This is a genomic window from Pseudomonas sp. 51_B (assembly GCF_017491595.1).
GTDB classification, from domain to species: Bacteria; Pseudomonadota; Gammaproteobacteria; order Pseudomonadales; family Pseudomonadaceae; genus Aquipseudomonas; species Aquipseudomonas promysalinigenes.
In genome coordinates this window covers 365,316-378,871 of record NZ_JAFGYW010000002.1, presented here as the reverse complement: position 1 = coordinate 378,871, position 13,556 = coordinate 365,316, and the positions used below count along the sequence as shown (strand labels likewise).

13 protein-coding genes and 6 pseudogenes are annotated in these 13,556 nt (G+C 55.3%); 9 read left to right on the top strand and 10 right to left on the bottom strand.

The features are described from left to right. Positions 1-10: 10 nt before the first annotated feature. On the bottom strand, positions 11-550 hold the full coding sequence (gene tssB / locus J5M56_RS04850; RefSeq protein WP_028697264.1) for a type VI secretion system contractile sheath small subunit: 540 nt from the start codon (positions 548-550) through the stop codon (positions 11-13). A gap of 64 nt (positions 551-614) precedes the next feature. After that, positions 615-1,364, bottom strand: coding sequence for a hypothetical protein (locus tag J5M56_RS04845; RefSeq protein ID WP_207870039.1), 750 nt, complete (start codon positions 1,362-1,364; stop codon positions 615-617). Positions 1,365-2,203: 839 nt separating this feature from the next. On the opposite strand from J5M56_RS04845, the pseudogene J5M56_RS04840 reads away from it, so the two are divergent. After that, a pseudogene (locus tag J5M56_RS04840) lies at positions 2,204-2,296 on the top strand (RHS repeat domain-containing protein); the annotation flags it as partial. Between the two features lie 194 nt (positions 2,297-2,490). Next, complete coding sequence (locus tag J5M56_RS04835) at positions 2,491-3,021, top strand: DUF4303 domain-containing protein (RefSeq protein ID WP_060476434.1); 531 nt, start codon at positions 2,491-2,493, stop codon at positions 3,019-3,021. A gap of 366 nt (positions 3,022-3,387) precedes the next feature. Here the strand turns inward: J5M56_RS04835 and J5M56_RS26695 are convergent. After that, positions 3,388-3,563, bottom strand: a pseudogene (locus tag J5M56_RS26695) (transposase); the annotation flags it as partial. A 59-nt stretch (positions 3,564-3,622) separates the two neighbouring features. On the opposite strand from J5M56_RS26695, the pseudogene J5M56_RS04825 reads away from it, so the two are divergent. From J5M56_RS04825 to J5M56_RS04810, 4 genes and pseudogenes are all read left to right on the top strand, one after another. After that, positions 3,623-3,860, top strand: a pseudogene (locus J5M56_RS04825) (IS66 family transposase zinc-finger binding domain-containing protein); the annotation flags it as partial. Continuing rightward, a pseudogene (locus J5M56_RS04820) lies at positions 3,853-4,299 on the top strand (type VI secretion system tip protein VgrG); the annotation flags it as partial. The pseudogenes J5M56_RS04825 and J5M56_RS04820, both read left to right, overlap by 8 nt. A 21-nt stretch (positions 4,300-4,320) precedes the next feature. Then, positions 4,321-4,637, top strand: a pseudogene (locus J5M56_RS04815) (cytoplasmic protein); the annotation flags it as partial. A 231-nt stretch (positions 4,638-4,868) separates the two neighbouring features. Then, complete coding sequence (locus J5M56_RS04810; RefSeq protein ID WP_207870037.1) at positions 4,869-5,588, top strand: hypothetical protein; 720 nt, start codon at positions 4,869-4,871, stop codon at positions 5,586-5,588. 553 nt (positions 5,589-6,141) lie between these two features. Here the strand turns inward: J5M56_RS04810 and J5M56_RS04805 are convergent. The 7 genes and pseudogenes from J5M56_RS04805 to J5M56_RS26690 form a co-directional block, all read right to left on the bottom strand. Further along, positions 6,142-6,486: pseudogene (locus J5M56_RS04805) on the bottom strand (hypothetical protein). 60 nt (positions 6,487-6,546) lie between these two features. Then, on the bottom strand, positions 6,547-7,035 hold the full coding sequence (locus J5M56_RS04800) for a hypothetical protein (RefSeq protein WP_225915531.1): 489 nt from the start codon (positions 7,033-7,035) through the stop codon (positions 6,547-6,549). Between the two features lie 71 nt (positions 7,036-7,106). Beyond that, positions 7,107-7,286, bottom strand: a complete 180-nt coding sequence (locus J5M56_RS04795) for a hypothetical protein (protein WP_060476427.1) — start codon at positions 7,284-7,286, stop codon at positions 7,107-7,109. A gap of 206 nt (positions 7,287-7,492) precedes the next feature. Beyond that, a complete protein-coding gene (locus J5M56_RS04790) occupies positions 7,493-7,789 on the bottom strand; it encodes an immunity protein Tsi6 family protein (protein WP_207870032.1) in 297 nt (98 codons plus the stop codon). Positions 7,790-7,921: 132 nt separating this feature from the next. Beyond that, entirely contained in the window at positions 7,922-8,053 is a 132-nt protein-coding gene (locus J5M56_RS27030; RefSeq protein ID WP_261745542.1) for a hypothetical protein, read from the bottom strand. Positions 8,054-8,178: 125 nt separating this feature from the next. After that, the gene (locus J5M56_RS04785; protein ID WP_020190029.1) at positions 8,179-8,442 is read right to left on the bottom strand and encodes a hypothetical protein; all 264 of its coding nucleotides are present in this window, start codon (positions 8,440-8,442) and stop codon (positions 8,179-8,181) included. Between the two features lie 9 nt (positions 8,443-8,451). Beyond that, positions 8,452-9,876, bottom strand: a complete 1,425-nt coding sequence (locus J5M56_RS26690) for a DUF6861 domain-containing protein (protein WP_230849722.1) — start codon at positions 9,874-9,876, stop codon at positions 8,452-8,454. 712 nt (positions 9,877-10,588) lie between these two features. On the opposite strand from J5M56_RS26690, the gene tssI reads away from it, so the two are divergent. From tssI to J5M56_RS04765, 3 genes are read left to right on the top strand one after another with little or no spacing between them, the layout of a single operon-like run. Next, entirely contained in the window at positions 10,589-12,445 is a 1,857-nt protein-coding gene (gene tssI / locus J5M56_RS04775) for a type VI secretion system tip protein TssI/VgrG (protein ID WP_207870029.1), read from the top strand. Positions 12,446-12,455: 10 nt separating this feature from the next. Beyond that, positions 12,456-13,052 carry a DcrB-related protein gene (locus J5M56_RS04770; protein WP_207870027.1) on the top strand — a complete coding sequence of 199 codons (597 nt, stop codon included), beginning with the start codon at positions 12,456-12,458 and terminating at the stop codon, positions 13,050-13,052. Between the two features lie 33 nt (positions 13,053-13,085). Continuing rightward, positions 13,086-13,553 carry a DUF1795 domain-containing protein gene (locus tag J5M56_RS04765; RefSeq protein ID WP_060476422.1) on the top strand — a complete coding sequence of 156 codons (468 nt, stop codon included), beginning with the start codon at positions 13,086-13,088 and terminating at the stop codon, positions 13,551-13,553. Positions 13,554-13,556: the final 3 nt, after the last annotated feature.

Here is a 13,556-nt window from a genome sequence, read left to right as displayed (position 1 = left end):
GGGCTCCTGCTCAGGCGCGATCGTCGCTGGACGGGTCTTTCACTTCGGCCTCACGGCCGAACTCCTTGCCCAACGTCTTGAGCTTCTCGGTGTTCTGCAGCACGTCCATCAGCAGCTCTTCGAGCTTGTCGTTGCCGCCCATCTTGTTGCGCAGGTCAGCCAGCTTGTTGCGCACTTCCAGCAGCTTGCGCAGCGGCTCGACCTGCTTGACCACGTTCTGTGGCTCGAAATCTTCCAGGCTGTTGAAGTTCAGCTCCACACCCAACTGCGTGCCGTTCTTGGCCAAGGTGTTGTCGACGCGATACGTCAGGCGTGGCTTGATGCCTTTGAGCACGCCATTGAAGTTGTCGCGGTCGATGAAGACGAACTTGCGGTCCTTGAGCTTGGGCAGCGGCTCCAGCGGGTTGCCCGAGAAGTCGCCCAGCACGCCAACGACGAAGGGCAGCTCCTTTTTCTCGATGGCATCACCGATGTCCACGTCGTAAGTGATATGGACCCGAGGCGCGCGAACGCGGTCGAGTTTGTGCTGAGTGCTTTCCTTCTTCGCCATCGTGTTCTCCAGTGCGAGCAATTCGCTGCGAATCATTGCGCGGCCCGTGACCGGGCGCGGCGCGTTACAGTCCTTCGATCGTCAGCAGCAGGCGCTGACGGATTTCATCGTTCATTTCCAGGATATTGTCGCGGCCCACCAGTTCTTCGAAGCTGGTGTTGCCGGCTATCTGCGTGCTGCTACGGATGACCGAATCGTCGGGAAGTTCCGAACGTACCGGTGAGCTGATGACGCAGAACGGCAAGTCGCCAAAGCCCTTGAGGCGCTCGAAACTAAGGCCGTAGCGCAGGCCTTCGAATAGCCGGCCGAGGCCTGGCGACTTGCTCAGGCAGTAGAACAAAACCAGGTAGTGCACCACGAAGCGGTACAGCTCGGCGCTGCTGCGGTTGGGGTCTTTGATGACGTTGCGAAACTGCGCCAGGTCGAAGGCGTGAAAACCCACCACCCAACGGGTGGGGCTGGTGATGCGAATGACCTGGCCGCTTTGCTCGAGCACCTTGTCGTATTCGAGCGGGAACAGTTCGGGGGTGGTGCTGATCAGGTTCAGTGGCACTTCCAGCTCACTGACCAGCTGGAACGGGGCGGCCGAACCGATGCGCTCGTAGAGCTCGATCAACGACTGGAAGTGGCCCTGGGTTTCGCGCCCGCTGCTGCGCTGGGCGCCTTGCAGGTATTCGCCGAACAGGGTCTGCGGACGGATCAGCGGCGCCACGGTTGCGAGGTAATCCGCCGCCTGCGCTTTCAACGCATCGGAGATCGCTCGCGTTTGGCTACGCAGCTTGATCAGTGCTTCGACATCGAGAGTCTGTGTCATCGGTGCATTGTCCATGAACCTGCTTGATCGTCCTGAAAAAACCAATGGCGTGGACCTGAAGTCGCGCCTTCAAACTGCGGCAAAATCGAATGCTGGCACATGAATATCGTGTTGCCAGTAATGCCGAGTAGGGCACCTCACTGGGCAAGAAGTTCCGGTGCCGGGTGCGATTCTTTCCCTGTTCTGTGAACTTGCGCAATGATGGCCTGATGCTGGCTATGGAAGCTTTTCGCCACAGATACCGGGACTTAGCCCTTTAAAGAAAGGGGCCATAAGCAGGATGAACACGCATAACGTAACCAGGAAAAATTTTTTGCAAGTAGTGAACTGCATCTCATTTTTGCGCGCCAGGACCACTTCGATGGAGCGGCTAAGAGGGCTGCCGAAATGATGGCCATGCGACGGAATGTGGCGCACCTCCAGCGCTTGCATGGCGGTGAGAGCGTGCTATTGGCAACTTGCAAAACACATTGGCCAAGCCCGTTGAGGTGATAAGCGATGGGCCACCCTCCAGCACGCTAAGCCTGGATTCTATCGGCGGATTTTCGCCGCTAACCGGAGGCCGCAGGGCGCGTGCTGAAAGAGGGACCGAGTCAGCTGAGCTTCATCGCGTCAGGGTCTTGAGCTTTTAGGCTGTCGATATGAGGCGCAGCTTGAGCGCTCATTGCTTGAAGGTTTCGCGCATTGATCAACAGCCTTACGGGATGAAACGCGAACTCGGGGATGCCAGTGATGAACAGCGCTCATCGGTCGGCAGCAAAGAAGCTTAGCGGTTCAATGGCACGCTCGAAGGCTCATCTCCGCGTTCAGTTAGGCTTCACGTTCGCAATACCTTCAAGTACGACGAGTTTGCCCGCCTGCTCGAAGAAACCGACCCGCTGGGCCGCAAGATCCAGTATGAATATCACCACCTGCCCACGCCGGTGACTTAGGGCGCCTACCTAGACGGCTGCACCTGGCGAGCGATTAATGCCGTAGCAAATGCAAAACCTGACGCGAGTTCGTTGGGAGCATCGGATAAAGTGATTAAGATCCAGAATTTACCCTTCAAAAGGGCGGCTTCTACAATGAGGAGCGACTTGCTAAAGTTGGCGTTGAGGATTCTGGTGACTTATAGGAGGCAACGATGGATTGGAAAGAGTTTGAAGTTGAGATTTTGAATTCTGTTAAGCGGGCAATTCAGGATTTGCTTGAGGAGCAGCCAAGCGAGCATTTTTATGCATTTGCTCTCTATACCGATAGTAGCGCTATGACTGTTGCTTTGGCGGCCAACTCTATTGAGGCGCTGGAGCTGAAACTACAGGAAGAGGACGAGGAGGAGCGCGATGAATGCCGCCCTTACTATCAATGGGCCACCTCTGAGTGGAAGTATGAAGGGTGGCGTAGTGATTTTTTTAGAAAAGCATCAGCGGAGCTGAGAGAGTCTGTTTTTCGAAATGATATTGAGGCATTCAGAAAAAATCTTTATTCGGCCATGACCAGCGTGCTCGGAGAGCTCCGGCGCTCTGATTTTTTCCATGGGTTCGTACTGAAAAATCCGACGCTCTTCGTCTCCGTCACAGATGACGATACGGCTGAGCTTGTGGAAAACCATTCGGCAAGATTGTTGAATGCGTCTAACGACTATGTCGACTTTATTAAAAGATATGAAGGGTGATGACGCACAGTCTTTGTCCCTTGGCTTGTTAAATGTGTAAAAGCATTTAGACTGCAAGCATACATGGTGGTTCTCTCTTATCCAGTGTTGCCATAACTGGCTATATTAACATTGCGAGATGGCTGCAAGCTAAGTCACCAGTAGTACTACGGCAGTGGGCATCTGCAACAGCTGAGTCTGAGGGTCAAGTGATCACCGACACGAAGCACGATGATCTGCACCGCGAGGTCTACCCTACCCAAGGCAAGCTCAGCAGTTGCTTTGGCTACGACCCCAGGGCGCGCAAGGGGCAGTTAAGGCGTTTAAATACTATTTTGAAAATGACGCTTTCTTAGAATTCTAGCTTGCAAAGCGTACTAAGATTTTTCAGGTTCTGTACGGAAATAGATGTCGGAAGCACCGTATGGAGAAAGCCAGTGAGATCATTGATGCGTAGCTTTTCGCGAGCTTCTCGAAGCGTAACACCATACAACGGCTCTCTTTCAGGGGCCAAACATGCGCTCAATGATATTACGCTGTCGGTATTATAGCCGGTCAAACAGTCAAGCTGCCGATCTTCGACGACACCGAAAGCCTGGCCGAGCTCTTGAATGAGGTTGACGACGAAGAAGTCGTTGCGCCAACCAAACTTCGCGGCAAGCGCAAGCTGCTGCCAGATGATTTGCCGCGTATCGAAGTTTTCCACGAACTGCCCCCTGCATGAACTGACTTGCGCATTTGGCTGCCGTGAACATGCCATCGGTGAAGAAGTCAGCGAACAGCTTGAAATCGTCCTGATGCAAATTCGCGTCATCCAACATGTTCGCCAAGTGTACGGCTGTCGGGACTGTGAGTCAGCGCAACACCCCGCCATGGTCTCTGCCGGCGAACAAGACCCTGAGTGGGGTCCTGACGCGCTCCACCAAAGGCAAATGCTCAAACGCCAACTTCTTCCGCTTCGAGGATAAAGCGGGCGCTGAGCAGATTATCATGCACGCCGAGCGCAACCTGGATACTGAGGTTGAAGCAGATGACAGTCTCATGATGGGCAGGAATCGAACGATCACCGTCGAAGGCAAACATTCCGAAACGATCAAGCTGGAGACCAGCATTGCGGTGGAGGAGGGTTCGTATTTTGTAACGGTGGATCAAGGGGCAGTGAAAATTAAGTCTGCAACGTCCATCACGTTGGAGGTCGGAAGCAGCAAGCTGGAAATGAAATCAGATGGCATGATAACCCTGTCGGGCATCTCCGTGGACGTTGCAGGCAGCAAAATAACTAATTTGAACAAGTCTTGATCAGCGACAAGGAAAAGTCCCATGCGTAACATCTACGACCGATTATCTGAACGGCGTGAACGTGAAGAGCACCTCGAACGTGAGCGTTTGGAAGAGGAGGCCCGTGATGCAGAACCCCCTCTGCCAGAGCGCTTTCTTACAAATGAATTGAGTTTCGTTCGTTCAGAAAGTTTAAAAGACAAAACATTTCACATCTTTACTATGACTGACGTCGGGCCGAGCCCATTCTCGTTTGTCGGCGGGCGGTCGCCGGTGGAGACGGATACGGACTTGGAGACGCATTAACACTATCCAAGATGAACCTTATGCAGGGAAAATCCTCACACATGACATGGATGTTGTCCACAGAAATGATCCGCTAATCAAAATTGAGCACAACAAGCCAGTCGTTGAACACTGGAGCGAGCAAGGCTATAATCCTAATCGCGCTGTGCGGAATAATTTATATAATGAAGTAGATAATATGAGTATTCGACTGCGCTCTGCTAATAGTTCCGATGGCGCTAAAATGGCTGCGGATGGCGTGAGGTATAGGCAGGACGTTGGGCCCGATTATGAATGAGCTTGGTATGTTCTCTAAAGATGACTTATTGCAGTCCTTTCCTTGTGTGGAAGAATACGAAGGGTGCTATTTTTTTCAGCACAAGCTTCCAAAGGTTACTTACAACTATTCTTTGAAAAGTACAGAAAATAAAGATCTTCTGGTTATATCGGAGGGCGTAATTGATAGGGCGTTTTCAGTAGCGGCTGTTGAACAAGCGCCTGATTCATTGAGTCAGGGCACGACCGTAATATTCGATATTTCTCCCAATGCTTATGGGTTTAGTCATGTGTTGGTAGTACCCAATACTTACCATGGCAGCCTTAAGGGACGACTGGAAGGTAAGCGAGATAACTTGTATCTTTGTATCCCTATACATCGATGTGAATTCTCGGGCGGCGAATCAGAGAGTGAGTTTAAGGAAATGATTCAGCGTATGATTCCTGTCTTTCGTTGGGGTAGGAGTGTTTGCCCTAAAATTAAAGTGTACTTTGATAATCCAGAAACTGAAGCCGGCACTGTCGAGGCTGGCGTGTTGATGAAGTTTCCTACCCTGCTGACAGAGATAGATAACTTGAATGATGTGGTGAATGGTTTTGTTGAAGTTACAAACTATAAGGGCGAAGTGGTGGAAGTTCTTTCTCCAAGTAAAGAAGTGTTTACGCTGATTCGTAATCGGAAAGATGAAGAAGTGCTCTCGCACTCTCAACTGGTCGAGGCGCTTAGCAGTTTTGTACTTGCTGGATGATGGGGTTTACTGGGCAGAGGTTTCTGGGTTTGACGGTTCTTTAGATGCAAATTCTTGGTCGCAACGCATTCGTAATTTGGCGAGTCGAATATTTGAACTTACGCCACCGGTTGGTGAGTTGGTTGAGCTTACTTAGGGTAGGCATTGAAAGTTCTGTATGTAGGTTGCGTGCCCTCGGGTCCCGCAGGTTATGCACGATTAGCGCTCTATGTTCGAATTATCAAATGGATTGAATTCATGTTCACCGTTGAGCGCTTTCTTGCAAAAACTTGGTCCGCGTGGCTGCTGAAGGTAATCATAGCGGTGTTGATGATTTGAGCCTGTATATATCGCGAAAGCACTGGCAATGACACAAGCGAGCATCACAGGCGGGGCCATGAGCAAGCCAAAAGCTCTATACGGGACTTCGATAACAGACGCGAGACGTCACATCCGGCCGTAAATGGGAAGCACGTGTGTGATTAGCCAATAAACGGCGAGCAGACCCACGCTTGCACACATGAGCAAGGTCAGAACAGCTCGAAACCTGAATGCTATTGTCCCAGTTTCGCTGCTAGACGAGGGGTTTGTGTCCGCCTTGAGATCCCAGCGACGGCTTGTTCCCCATACGCGCCTTGAGCTTCCGCAGGGTAGGCGATTCGCCCCCTGTCAGCTCGATGCGAAACTCGGCAAAGGCGTGCTCGAGATCGGCATGCTGCTGCAGCCCCTCTTCGGTGAACAGCTAGCGCCCAGGGATGTCGCCCCACTCCATCGGGATGCGGATGCGTTCCTGATCTGCCGCCTTCAGCAGTGGCTCCAGTTCGACGCTCAACTTCGTCGCGCAAGGGTCTTGCGCCTTCAGGCTGTCGATGATCAGGCGAAGCTTTAGAGACTTCTGTTTTAGGGTTTCGATATTCATGTTCAACCCTGCTGAGGCGGTTTCAACGAGTGAGTGCAGCATCCGCTCATTAGCTCAACTTCAGCGGCCATCGACCTGTACGCAAACGTCCTTGCCGTCGATGACTTTGCATGGCCAGTTGTCGTTGATGTAGTGATCGGGCTTGAAGCACACGCGCTCATCGTTGACCCAGAACAGCTGCCAGGCAGAGCCCGATATCAGCAGCTTCGGGCAGGGGGAGTAGCCTCTGCCAAGCAGTGCAAGGGTCGTCAGAATCATCACGGCGGGGACCACGTAGAGCAGCGTCTTCAGCGAAAGCCCGAACATCAGTGTCTGGAAGCGGTGCAGGCGTGAGCCTTCAGACGGGTCGAATTTTTTCCCGGTCCAGATACATACCGCACAGCCAACCAGCAGAATTGCCAGCGCCGGCGGTGCCATCAGCAGGCCGAACGCGAGGTAAGGCGTTTCCACCACAGGCGCGCCACGCAGTAACCTGCCGTATAGCGGGAATAGGTAGTTGATGTAGGCGTAGATCGAGAGGGCCGCGACCAACAGCATGGCGATGCTCATGCCAGCAGCCAGTAGCCTGATCTTGAGGGGCGAAAGCCCAGCGGACATTGGTGAAGAGTGTGTATTCATCGTCAGAATTTAGGCAGGTTGAACGTGGGCAGCGATGGCAGGGAGGGCATCGACGGCAGCTTGGGGGCGCTCGGCCAGCTTGGCAGATCGATCCCGTCGGGGCGCAGCTTGCGGATGACCCACCACTTGGCTTCATCGTAAAGCTCGTCGGCAATTCTACCCGCGATGTTTTTGGATGCCATAGCGTGGCGCATTGAGGGTCTTGCGCGCTCGACCTCGATTGGCGCTTGGCGGGTAGATCAACTCATGGTCCATCTGGCGTTTCCGGCTCTTGCTGACCATCGCAGGTGCGGTGCTCGGCCGCTGCAGCTAGGCATCGAACGGTGCCTGTTCGATCCAATAATACTCTTCGTAATCAACCAAGGTATGAACTCGCTAGTGGCCGAGTTCAATCAGGTAGTTGAATCGTCAAGCCGCGGGCCGACTGAATGGCCACGTAGTAAGCGTCCTTCAATACCCTGGCCAGCTCCGGGTCATTTTCCTCGAATTCCTTTGATGCAATAGCTCCAATCGTTAGCCTGTGCAGCTTGGATTTATCTTTTTCGGTATCGTCGAAAACTGCCCTGATGTACTTTAACTGGTCGACTATAGTCGCGTAAATCGTAAAGCCAGGAATGCGCTTTTGTCGGTCAATCGCCAGCGCAATTGCTTTATCTACATACTCCAGTGGTGTGGCTGGTTTCATTTCTCACCTGCTCATATTAGTTTGAAAAGTTTATTTCCGGTACAGGTTATTTGCGTCGTTCCACGGAATGGATTTCGGTCCACGTGATGTGCATGAGTTGTATCTATATGTGTTTCACTTGGAGGCATGGGGCTATTGGTCTGCGGCTTTCAGCAGTGGCTCCAGTTCGACGCTCAGCTTCATCGCGGCAGGGTCTTGCGCCTTCAGGCTGTCGATGATCAAGCGAAGCTTGAGTAATTTCTGCTTGAGTGTTTCGGTGCTCATGGTCAGTCCTGATTGGGGTAAGGTACTGCACCACTTCACCGCAGCGTAAGAGGGCGCCACTCATTTGTTGGTAGGGTCAAACGTTCATGCAATGTCGGATTTCGTCAGCATTTATCTATGTGGCACTAGATGGCCGTGCCCCGATTTTTTCCCGGCTTGATGATAAGTAATTCATCGAGTTGTCTTTTGCGGCATTTTATCACGAAAGCCAGCGCCGAATCAGGGTCATCCATGAAGGCATCAAATGTAGCTGGAGCGATGGCGTAATATTCTTCGTAGTCAACCATGCCGTTGCTGACGGGGAACGAAACGTAATACTGACCAGCGTCTTCTTCGATGCCGATTGAGTACATGTGCTGACGACTGATGAAAAGATCTTTGAATTTCATAGGGGGCCTTCAAAAAAGGGGAGCGGTATTGAACATCTTGGCGGCAATACCCGCCGCGTCTATGACGGCTTCACTGTTGCCGTCAGGTAGCTTGCCACCAGGGATCCAGAATTCGTTAGCACCGGCTTCATTTCCTGATGGAATCCGTAGATTCAACTGCTTCGGATCAGGGATATCTACCCGGACCAGTGCATTGGTATCAAGAAAATTCTCAGGCAAGCCAAGGGCTTGCTCCAACGCGCGCTTGTCACCTGCTGTCTTGGCAAGTAGTTCGGTTGCTTCGTGGCCTGGCATGATGAACGACGTACCATCTCTCTGTGCGATGCCGTATTTCTCAAGGTTGGTCTGGGTCATGAAGCGTGAGGCGCCATTTTCGAATTGGGCCAAGTGTTGCGCGACATAATCTGGGTCTAGATAAGTGGTGGGGTCGGGCCTTTCGCCTTTGGCGATTGCAAGAATATCTTCTTCGGTGAATCCAGGTTTGTATTTGGGTTTTGGCGGCTCAACAGCCTTCTGCGATAGCTCGCGAGAGCGTTCGTTGGCAGGTAGTGGTTCAGTTTCTGCACGCTTGAATGGTGTGGCGTCACGTGCTTGAAGTTCACTATGTGCCAGCAGCTTTTGCTCGTTTTTTGCCAGCCAGGCGGCCAGTTGCTTGTTGGACATTTCCGCCTGCAGCCGGGCACTGCGTATGGCGGGCGTTTCCATATTCCTCAGAATGCCCGCCTTTATCTGCCCGCGGGTCAGGTAGGTGACAATGGCCGTCAGCAGCAGCAACACCAGTTGCTCCTGGCCGCGGGCCAGTTGGCGCGCCGCACGCTCGATACGCTCCTGGGCCTGCGCTGCGGAACCGCCGCTCGGGTCCAGGCCAGCAGGCTTGAGGCCATCCTCGGCGAACCAGGCCGTGGCCATGCCTTGCTGAAGGGTCGACAGGCAGGCCGGCAGGCCCTGATAAAAATACTCGGCGATGGCGGACAGCCCCAGGCCCATGAGGATCAGGTTGCCGACCTGCAGGCCAATGCCGGCGCCGGCCACGGCCCCAGGTGCCGCGCCAACACCGAACGCGAACGCCCCGGCCACGCCGCCGGCCAGTGTACCGACCGCCACGCTGCCACCAAGGATCATCGAAACCTCTTTGACCAGTTGCAGCAGCACCGGCAGGATTTGCTCGATACCTATCGAGGACCACTTGCGCTTGAGGTTGTCCTGAATGATCGGGTAGGACAGGGCCATGGCCTGGCGCACGTTGTCGATACGCTGGCCACCGAAGTAGCCATAGGCCTGGTTGGCGCCATTGCTCACTCGCCGGCTGAAACCGTCCCAGGCTTCATGGGCGCTGTTCAGGCCGCTGTCGACGCTCTGGTTGAGCTCGCTGAATTTCTGCTCGAGATTGCGTTCGATGTCTCCCCAACTGGGGATGTTGGCTAAAAGATCCATTTTCGCTTCACTGTCCATGGAAGTGGCGGCGCTCGGCGGCGAGCGCAGCATGTCGCGTCAGACCTCAGGATGGGGGCGAAGTCCGGCGCAGAGCCCATTGTTCTCATGACAGGCGTGCGCGGCAATGATGGCAATTGAGTATCACTGCGCGGTTTTGTGGCTGGCCGCGTCCCGCAAGTGCCATTACGACCGCGTTGGCGATGACCATTTGCCGGAATTGGCCAGTGGCGAAAAATTTGAACCAATCCACGTTATGAAACATTTTTCTCCGCCAGTGGAGCTGATGCGTCAGGTAGCGAGACAGTTCGAGTTGGAGCTGTCAGGCATGGGCTCTGATCGACACCTCAAGGACCTTCTGCGACAGGCCGTTCGGCGGTAGCCGGAGCGCTTCCGGGCGCCAGTGAGGAATATGAAGGATGGCGATATGACATTGCCCTGCAGGGCGGTATTGCCCGGTTTTTCAAGGCCTGTAGTGAGTTGACAGGGCAGCTTTTGCCGGTGTTTCCTTTGGGGCTTTCTGCCTGCCTGGCATTCGGGAATGTGAACCATGTCGCATTAATTTCAATGCATGATGGCACTTTCCTTTCTGCAGGCAGTCGCATGATTCCGCAGAGCACGCGCGTTATGCGCGCATGCAGAATACGCCCGCAAGATCAGGGTTGCAGCTGAGCATCGCAAGCGCGTGCTGGCCGTGTTTTCAAGGAGATTTCGCATGATCATGGACCTGGCCTCCACGCTGCTGTCGCCGCAGAACCGCCGCCTGTTCAAGTTTCACAACCTGGCCAACCCCGAGCAGGAACTGCTGCTGGAAACCTTCAAGGGCACCGAAGCCCTGTCGCGGGCGTTCAACTACGAACTGCTGCTGGTCTGCGAAGACTCCGGCGTGCCGCTCAAGTCCATGATGGGCCAGCATGTCAGCATCGAGATCGAACTGGCCGAAGGCGGCCCGCGCTACATAACCGGCTACCTCACACGCTTTGCCAGCATTGGCAGCGACGGCGGCATGGCGCGCTATACCGCAACCCTCAACCCGTGGTTCTCGATGCTGAAGAACCGCTTCGACACGCGGATCTTCCAGGGCAACACGGTCGAGGAAGTGGTTACCGAAGTGTTCGCCCTGTGCCCGGCGTTCTCTCGTCACGAGTTCCGCCTGACCCGTCCGCAGAAGCGCTACACCTACATCACCCAGTACCGTGAAACCGACTTCAACTTCGTCCAGCGCCTGTTGGAGGAAGAGGGGATGTTCTACTACTTCGAGCACACCGCCGAAGGCCACACCATGATCATCTGCGATGACTCCAGCGCGCTGGTGGACATCCCCGAGCAACCGCAAATCCGCTTCCACAGCGCCTCGGTCACCGAGACTGCCGACTCCATCACCCAGTGGAGCGGCAACCGCCAGTTGCAGTCCGGCAAGATGGCCACGCAGACCTTCGACTACCGCCAGCCCAACAACCGCCTGCCGGTGGCGCTGAACAGCGTGAACAAGCAGGGCGATGTCGAGAACTTCGAGATCTACGACTTCCCCGGCCAGTACACCCACGGCACCTACGACGAGGGCGAAACCCTGCTGCGCCTGCGCATCGAGGCGCTGGAGCTGCGCGGCAAGAAATTCGAAGGTGCCAGTAACTGTCGGGCCATGAAGCCGGGCTACACCTTCGAGCTGCTGCAGCACTACATCCACGACCAGGGCCCGGTAGAAGACCGCCAGTTCCTGCTGATGAGCGTGGAAAGCGAAGGCCACAACAACTACCTTACCGGCCAGCAGGCCAGCTACTTCAACACCTTCAGTTGCGTGCGCAAGAAGATCCCGTTCCGGCCGCAGCTGAGCACGCCCAAGCCGACCATCGCCGGCCCGCAGACCGCGATCATCGTCGGCCCACCCGGTGAGGAGATCTTCACCGACGAGCTGGGCCGGGTGAAGATCCAGTTCCACTGGGACCGCAATGGCAAGTACAACGACCACAGCTCGTGCTGGGTACGCGTCGCCCAATCCGGTGCCAGCGGCGGCTTCGGCAGCATCCAGATCCCACGTGTAGGCGACGAAGTGGTGGTGGTGTTCCTCGACGGCAACCCCGACCGCCCGCTGATCATGGGCAGCCTGTACAACAGCACCAACACCCCGCCATGGTCGCTGCCGGCGAACAAAACCCAGAGCGGCTTCCTGACCCGGTCGATGAAGGGTGACGGCGGTACCGCCAACTTCTTCCGCTTCGAGGACAAGGCCGGCGCCGAGCAGATCATCATGCACGCCGAGCGCAACATGGATACCGAGATCGAGCTGGATGAAACCCATGATGTGGGGAACAACCGGACGATCACGGTGGGTGGCACGCACACCGAGCAGGTCAAGAAAGACACCGTGGTGCAAGTAACCGAAGGCTCTTATACGCTCCAGGTGGACAACCAGTTCATTCAGGTGGCAGCCAAGCAGCACATCATCCTCCAGGTGGGCGACAGCAGCATCACGCTGACGCCGGAAGGCATCGAGATCAAAGGCAAGGTCATCACCACCACCAGCTCCGACATCACCAAGATCACGGGCGCGCCGGTGCGAATCAACGACTGAGGCCAGGCGTATGTACAAACCCTCGATCTATGACCGCATTTCCGCCCGGCGCGAAGCGCTGGAGGAGCAAGAGCGTCTAGCCAAGTTGGCAGAGGCAGACCAGGCGGCCAGTGCGAAACCAGAACAAGAGCCAGAAGCCGTGCCAGTGCCGGTAGCGCTGCGGAATGTTGCCAGCGGGTTCACCTTCTGCGGTTTCCACTTGCAGTTTCCGGGTGGTTTTCGTTTTCGCGACATCCAGACAACGATCGAACACGAAGGCGAGCTCGTCACTCTGAACATCCGCCGCCGTGACGTGCGCGCTGGCCAGGATTTGGAGCACTTGTTCGAATCGGCAGTTCGGTCCTTGCGCGAGTCGAACCCGCAAATGCGCGTGATCCGCCAGCGCGATTGTCATGTGGCAGGTAGCCCGGCAAAGGTGCTCGATTTCCATTTCAAGGCCGGGCAGCAGCCCCGTCACGGCCGCCTTGTTGGCGCACTGGTCCCTGTCGAAGGCAGTGAAATGCCGCAGTGGCTGGATATCGCCTGCGTAATCGATCCCACCAGTTCAGGCTTGAGCCAGTGGTTGGCTGAGTTCGACCGCATGCTCGATGGCCTCGCACTACGCTGACCTCACTTTATTGTTATCAGGAATTTTCATCGCATGGATTACGAGTTGCAGGAAGGCAGCATCGCGCTGCCAACAGGTTTCGAGGACCGCACGGTCAATATGTTTGTCCTTGGCGCCAGCGTCCCGGCACCGTTGAGCATCACCATCTCCAGGGACACCTTGCTGCCCGATGAGGCGCTGCAGGCCTATGTAGAACGTCAGATCAAAATGCTCACCTCGAAGCTGCGCGGTTACACCCGCATGGGCAACAAGGCCGTTTCACTGTCGGCAGCCGCGCCGATCGCCGGCATCCAGATCGACGCCTACTACATGAACCAGGGCCGCCCGCTGTACCAGCGCCAAGCCGCCTTCATCATCAGCCCCGGGCGTGCGCTGATCTTCTCGACCACTGCACAAGCGGACTTCAGCGCGCAGCAGAACCAGGATTGGGACAATCTGCTTGCCAGCTTCACTGCGCGCACCCCGGCACAAGCCAGCGCCGAGTCCGGCGAACAGGAGTAAACC

Bases quoted from the DNA above. Each gene is read 5' to 3' on its own strand.
- tssB (WP_028697264.1), bottom strand. From the start codon at position 550: ATGGCGAAGAAGGAAAGCACTCAGCACAAACTCGACCGCGTTCGCGCG.
- J5M56_RS04845 (WP_207870039.1), bottom strand. From the start codon at position 1,364: ATGACACAGACTCTCGATGTCGAAGCACTGATCAAGCTGCGTAGCCAA.
- J5M56_RS04835 (WP_060476434.1), top strand. From the start codon at position 2,491: ATGGATTGGAAAGAGTTTGAAGTTGAGATTTTGAATTCTGTTAAGCGG.
- J5M56_RS04810 (WP_207870037.1), top strand. From the start codon at position 4,869: ATGTTCTCTAAAGATGACTTATTGCAGTCCTTTCCTTGTGTGGAAGAA.
- J5M56_RS04800 (WP_225915531.1), bottom strand. From the start codon at position 7,035: ATGAGCATCGCCATGCTGTTGGTCGCGGCCCTCTCGATCTACGCCTAC.
- J5M56_RS04795 (WP_060476427.1), bottom strand. From the start codon at position 7,286: ATGGCATCCAAAAACATCGCGGGTAGAATTGCCGACGAGCTTTACGAT.
- J5M56_RS04790 (WP_207870032.1), bottom strand. From the start codon at position 7,789: ATGAAACCAGCCACACCACTGGAGTATGTAGATAAAGCAATTGCGCTG.
- J5M56_RS27030 (WP_261745542.1), bottom strand. From the start codon at position 8,053: ATGAGCACCGAAACACTCAAGCAGAAATTACTCAAGCTTCGCTTGATC.
- J5M56_RS04785 (WP_020190029.1), bottom strand. From the start codon at position 8,442: ATGAAATTCAAAGATCTTTTCATCAGTCGTCAGCACATGTACTCAATC.
- J5M56_RS26690 (WP_230849722.1), bottom strand. From the start codon at position 9,876: ATGGATCTTTTAGCCAACATCCCCAGTTGGGGAGACATCGAACGCAAT.
- tssI (WP_207870029.1), top strand. From the start codon at position 10,589: ATGATCATGGACCTGGCCTCCACGCTGCTGTCGCCGCAGAACCGCCGC.
- J5M56_RS04770 (WP_207870027.1), top strand. From the start codon at position 12,456: ATGTACAAACCCTCGATCTATGACCGCATTTCCGCCCGGCGCGAAGCG.
- J5M56_RS04765 (WP_060476422.1), top strand. From the start codon at position 13,086: ATGGATTACGAGTTGCAGGAAGGCAGCATCGCGCTGCCAACAGGTTTC.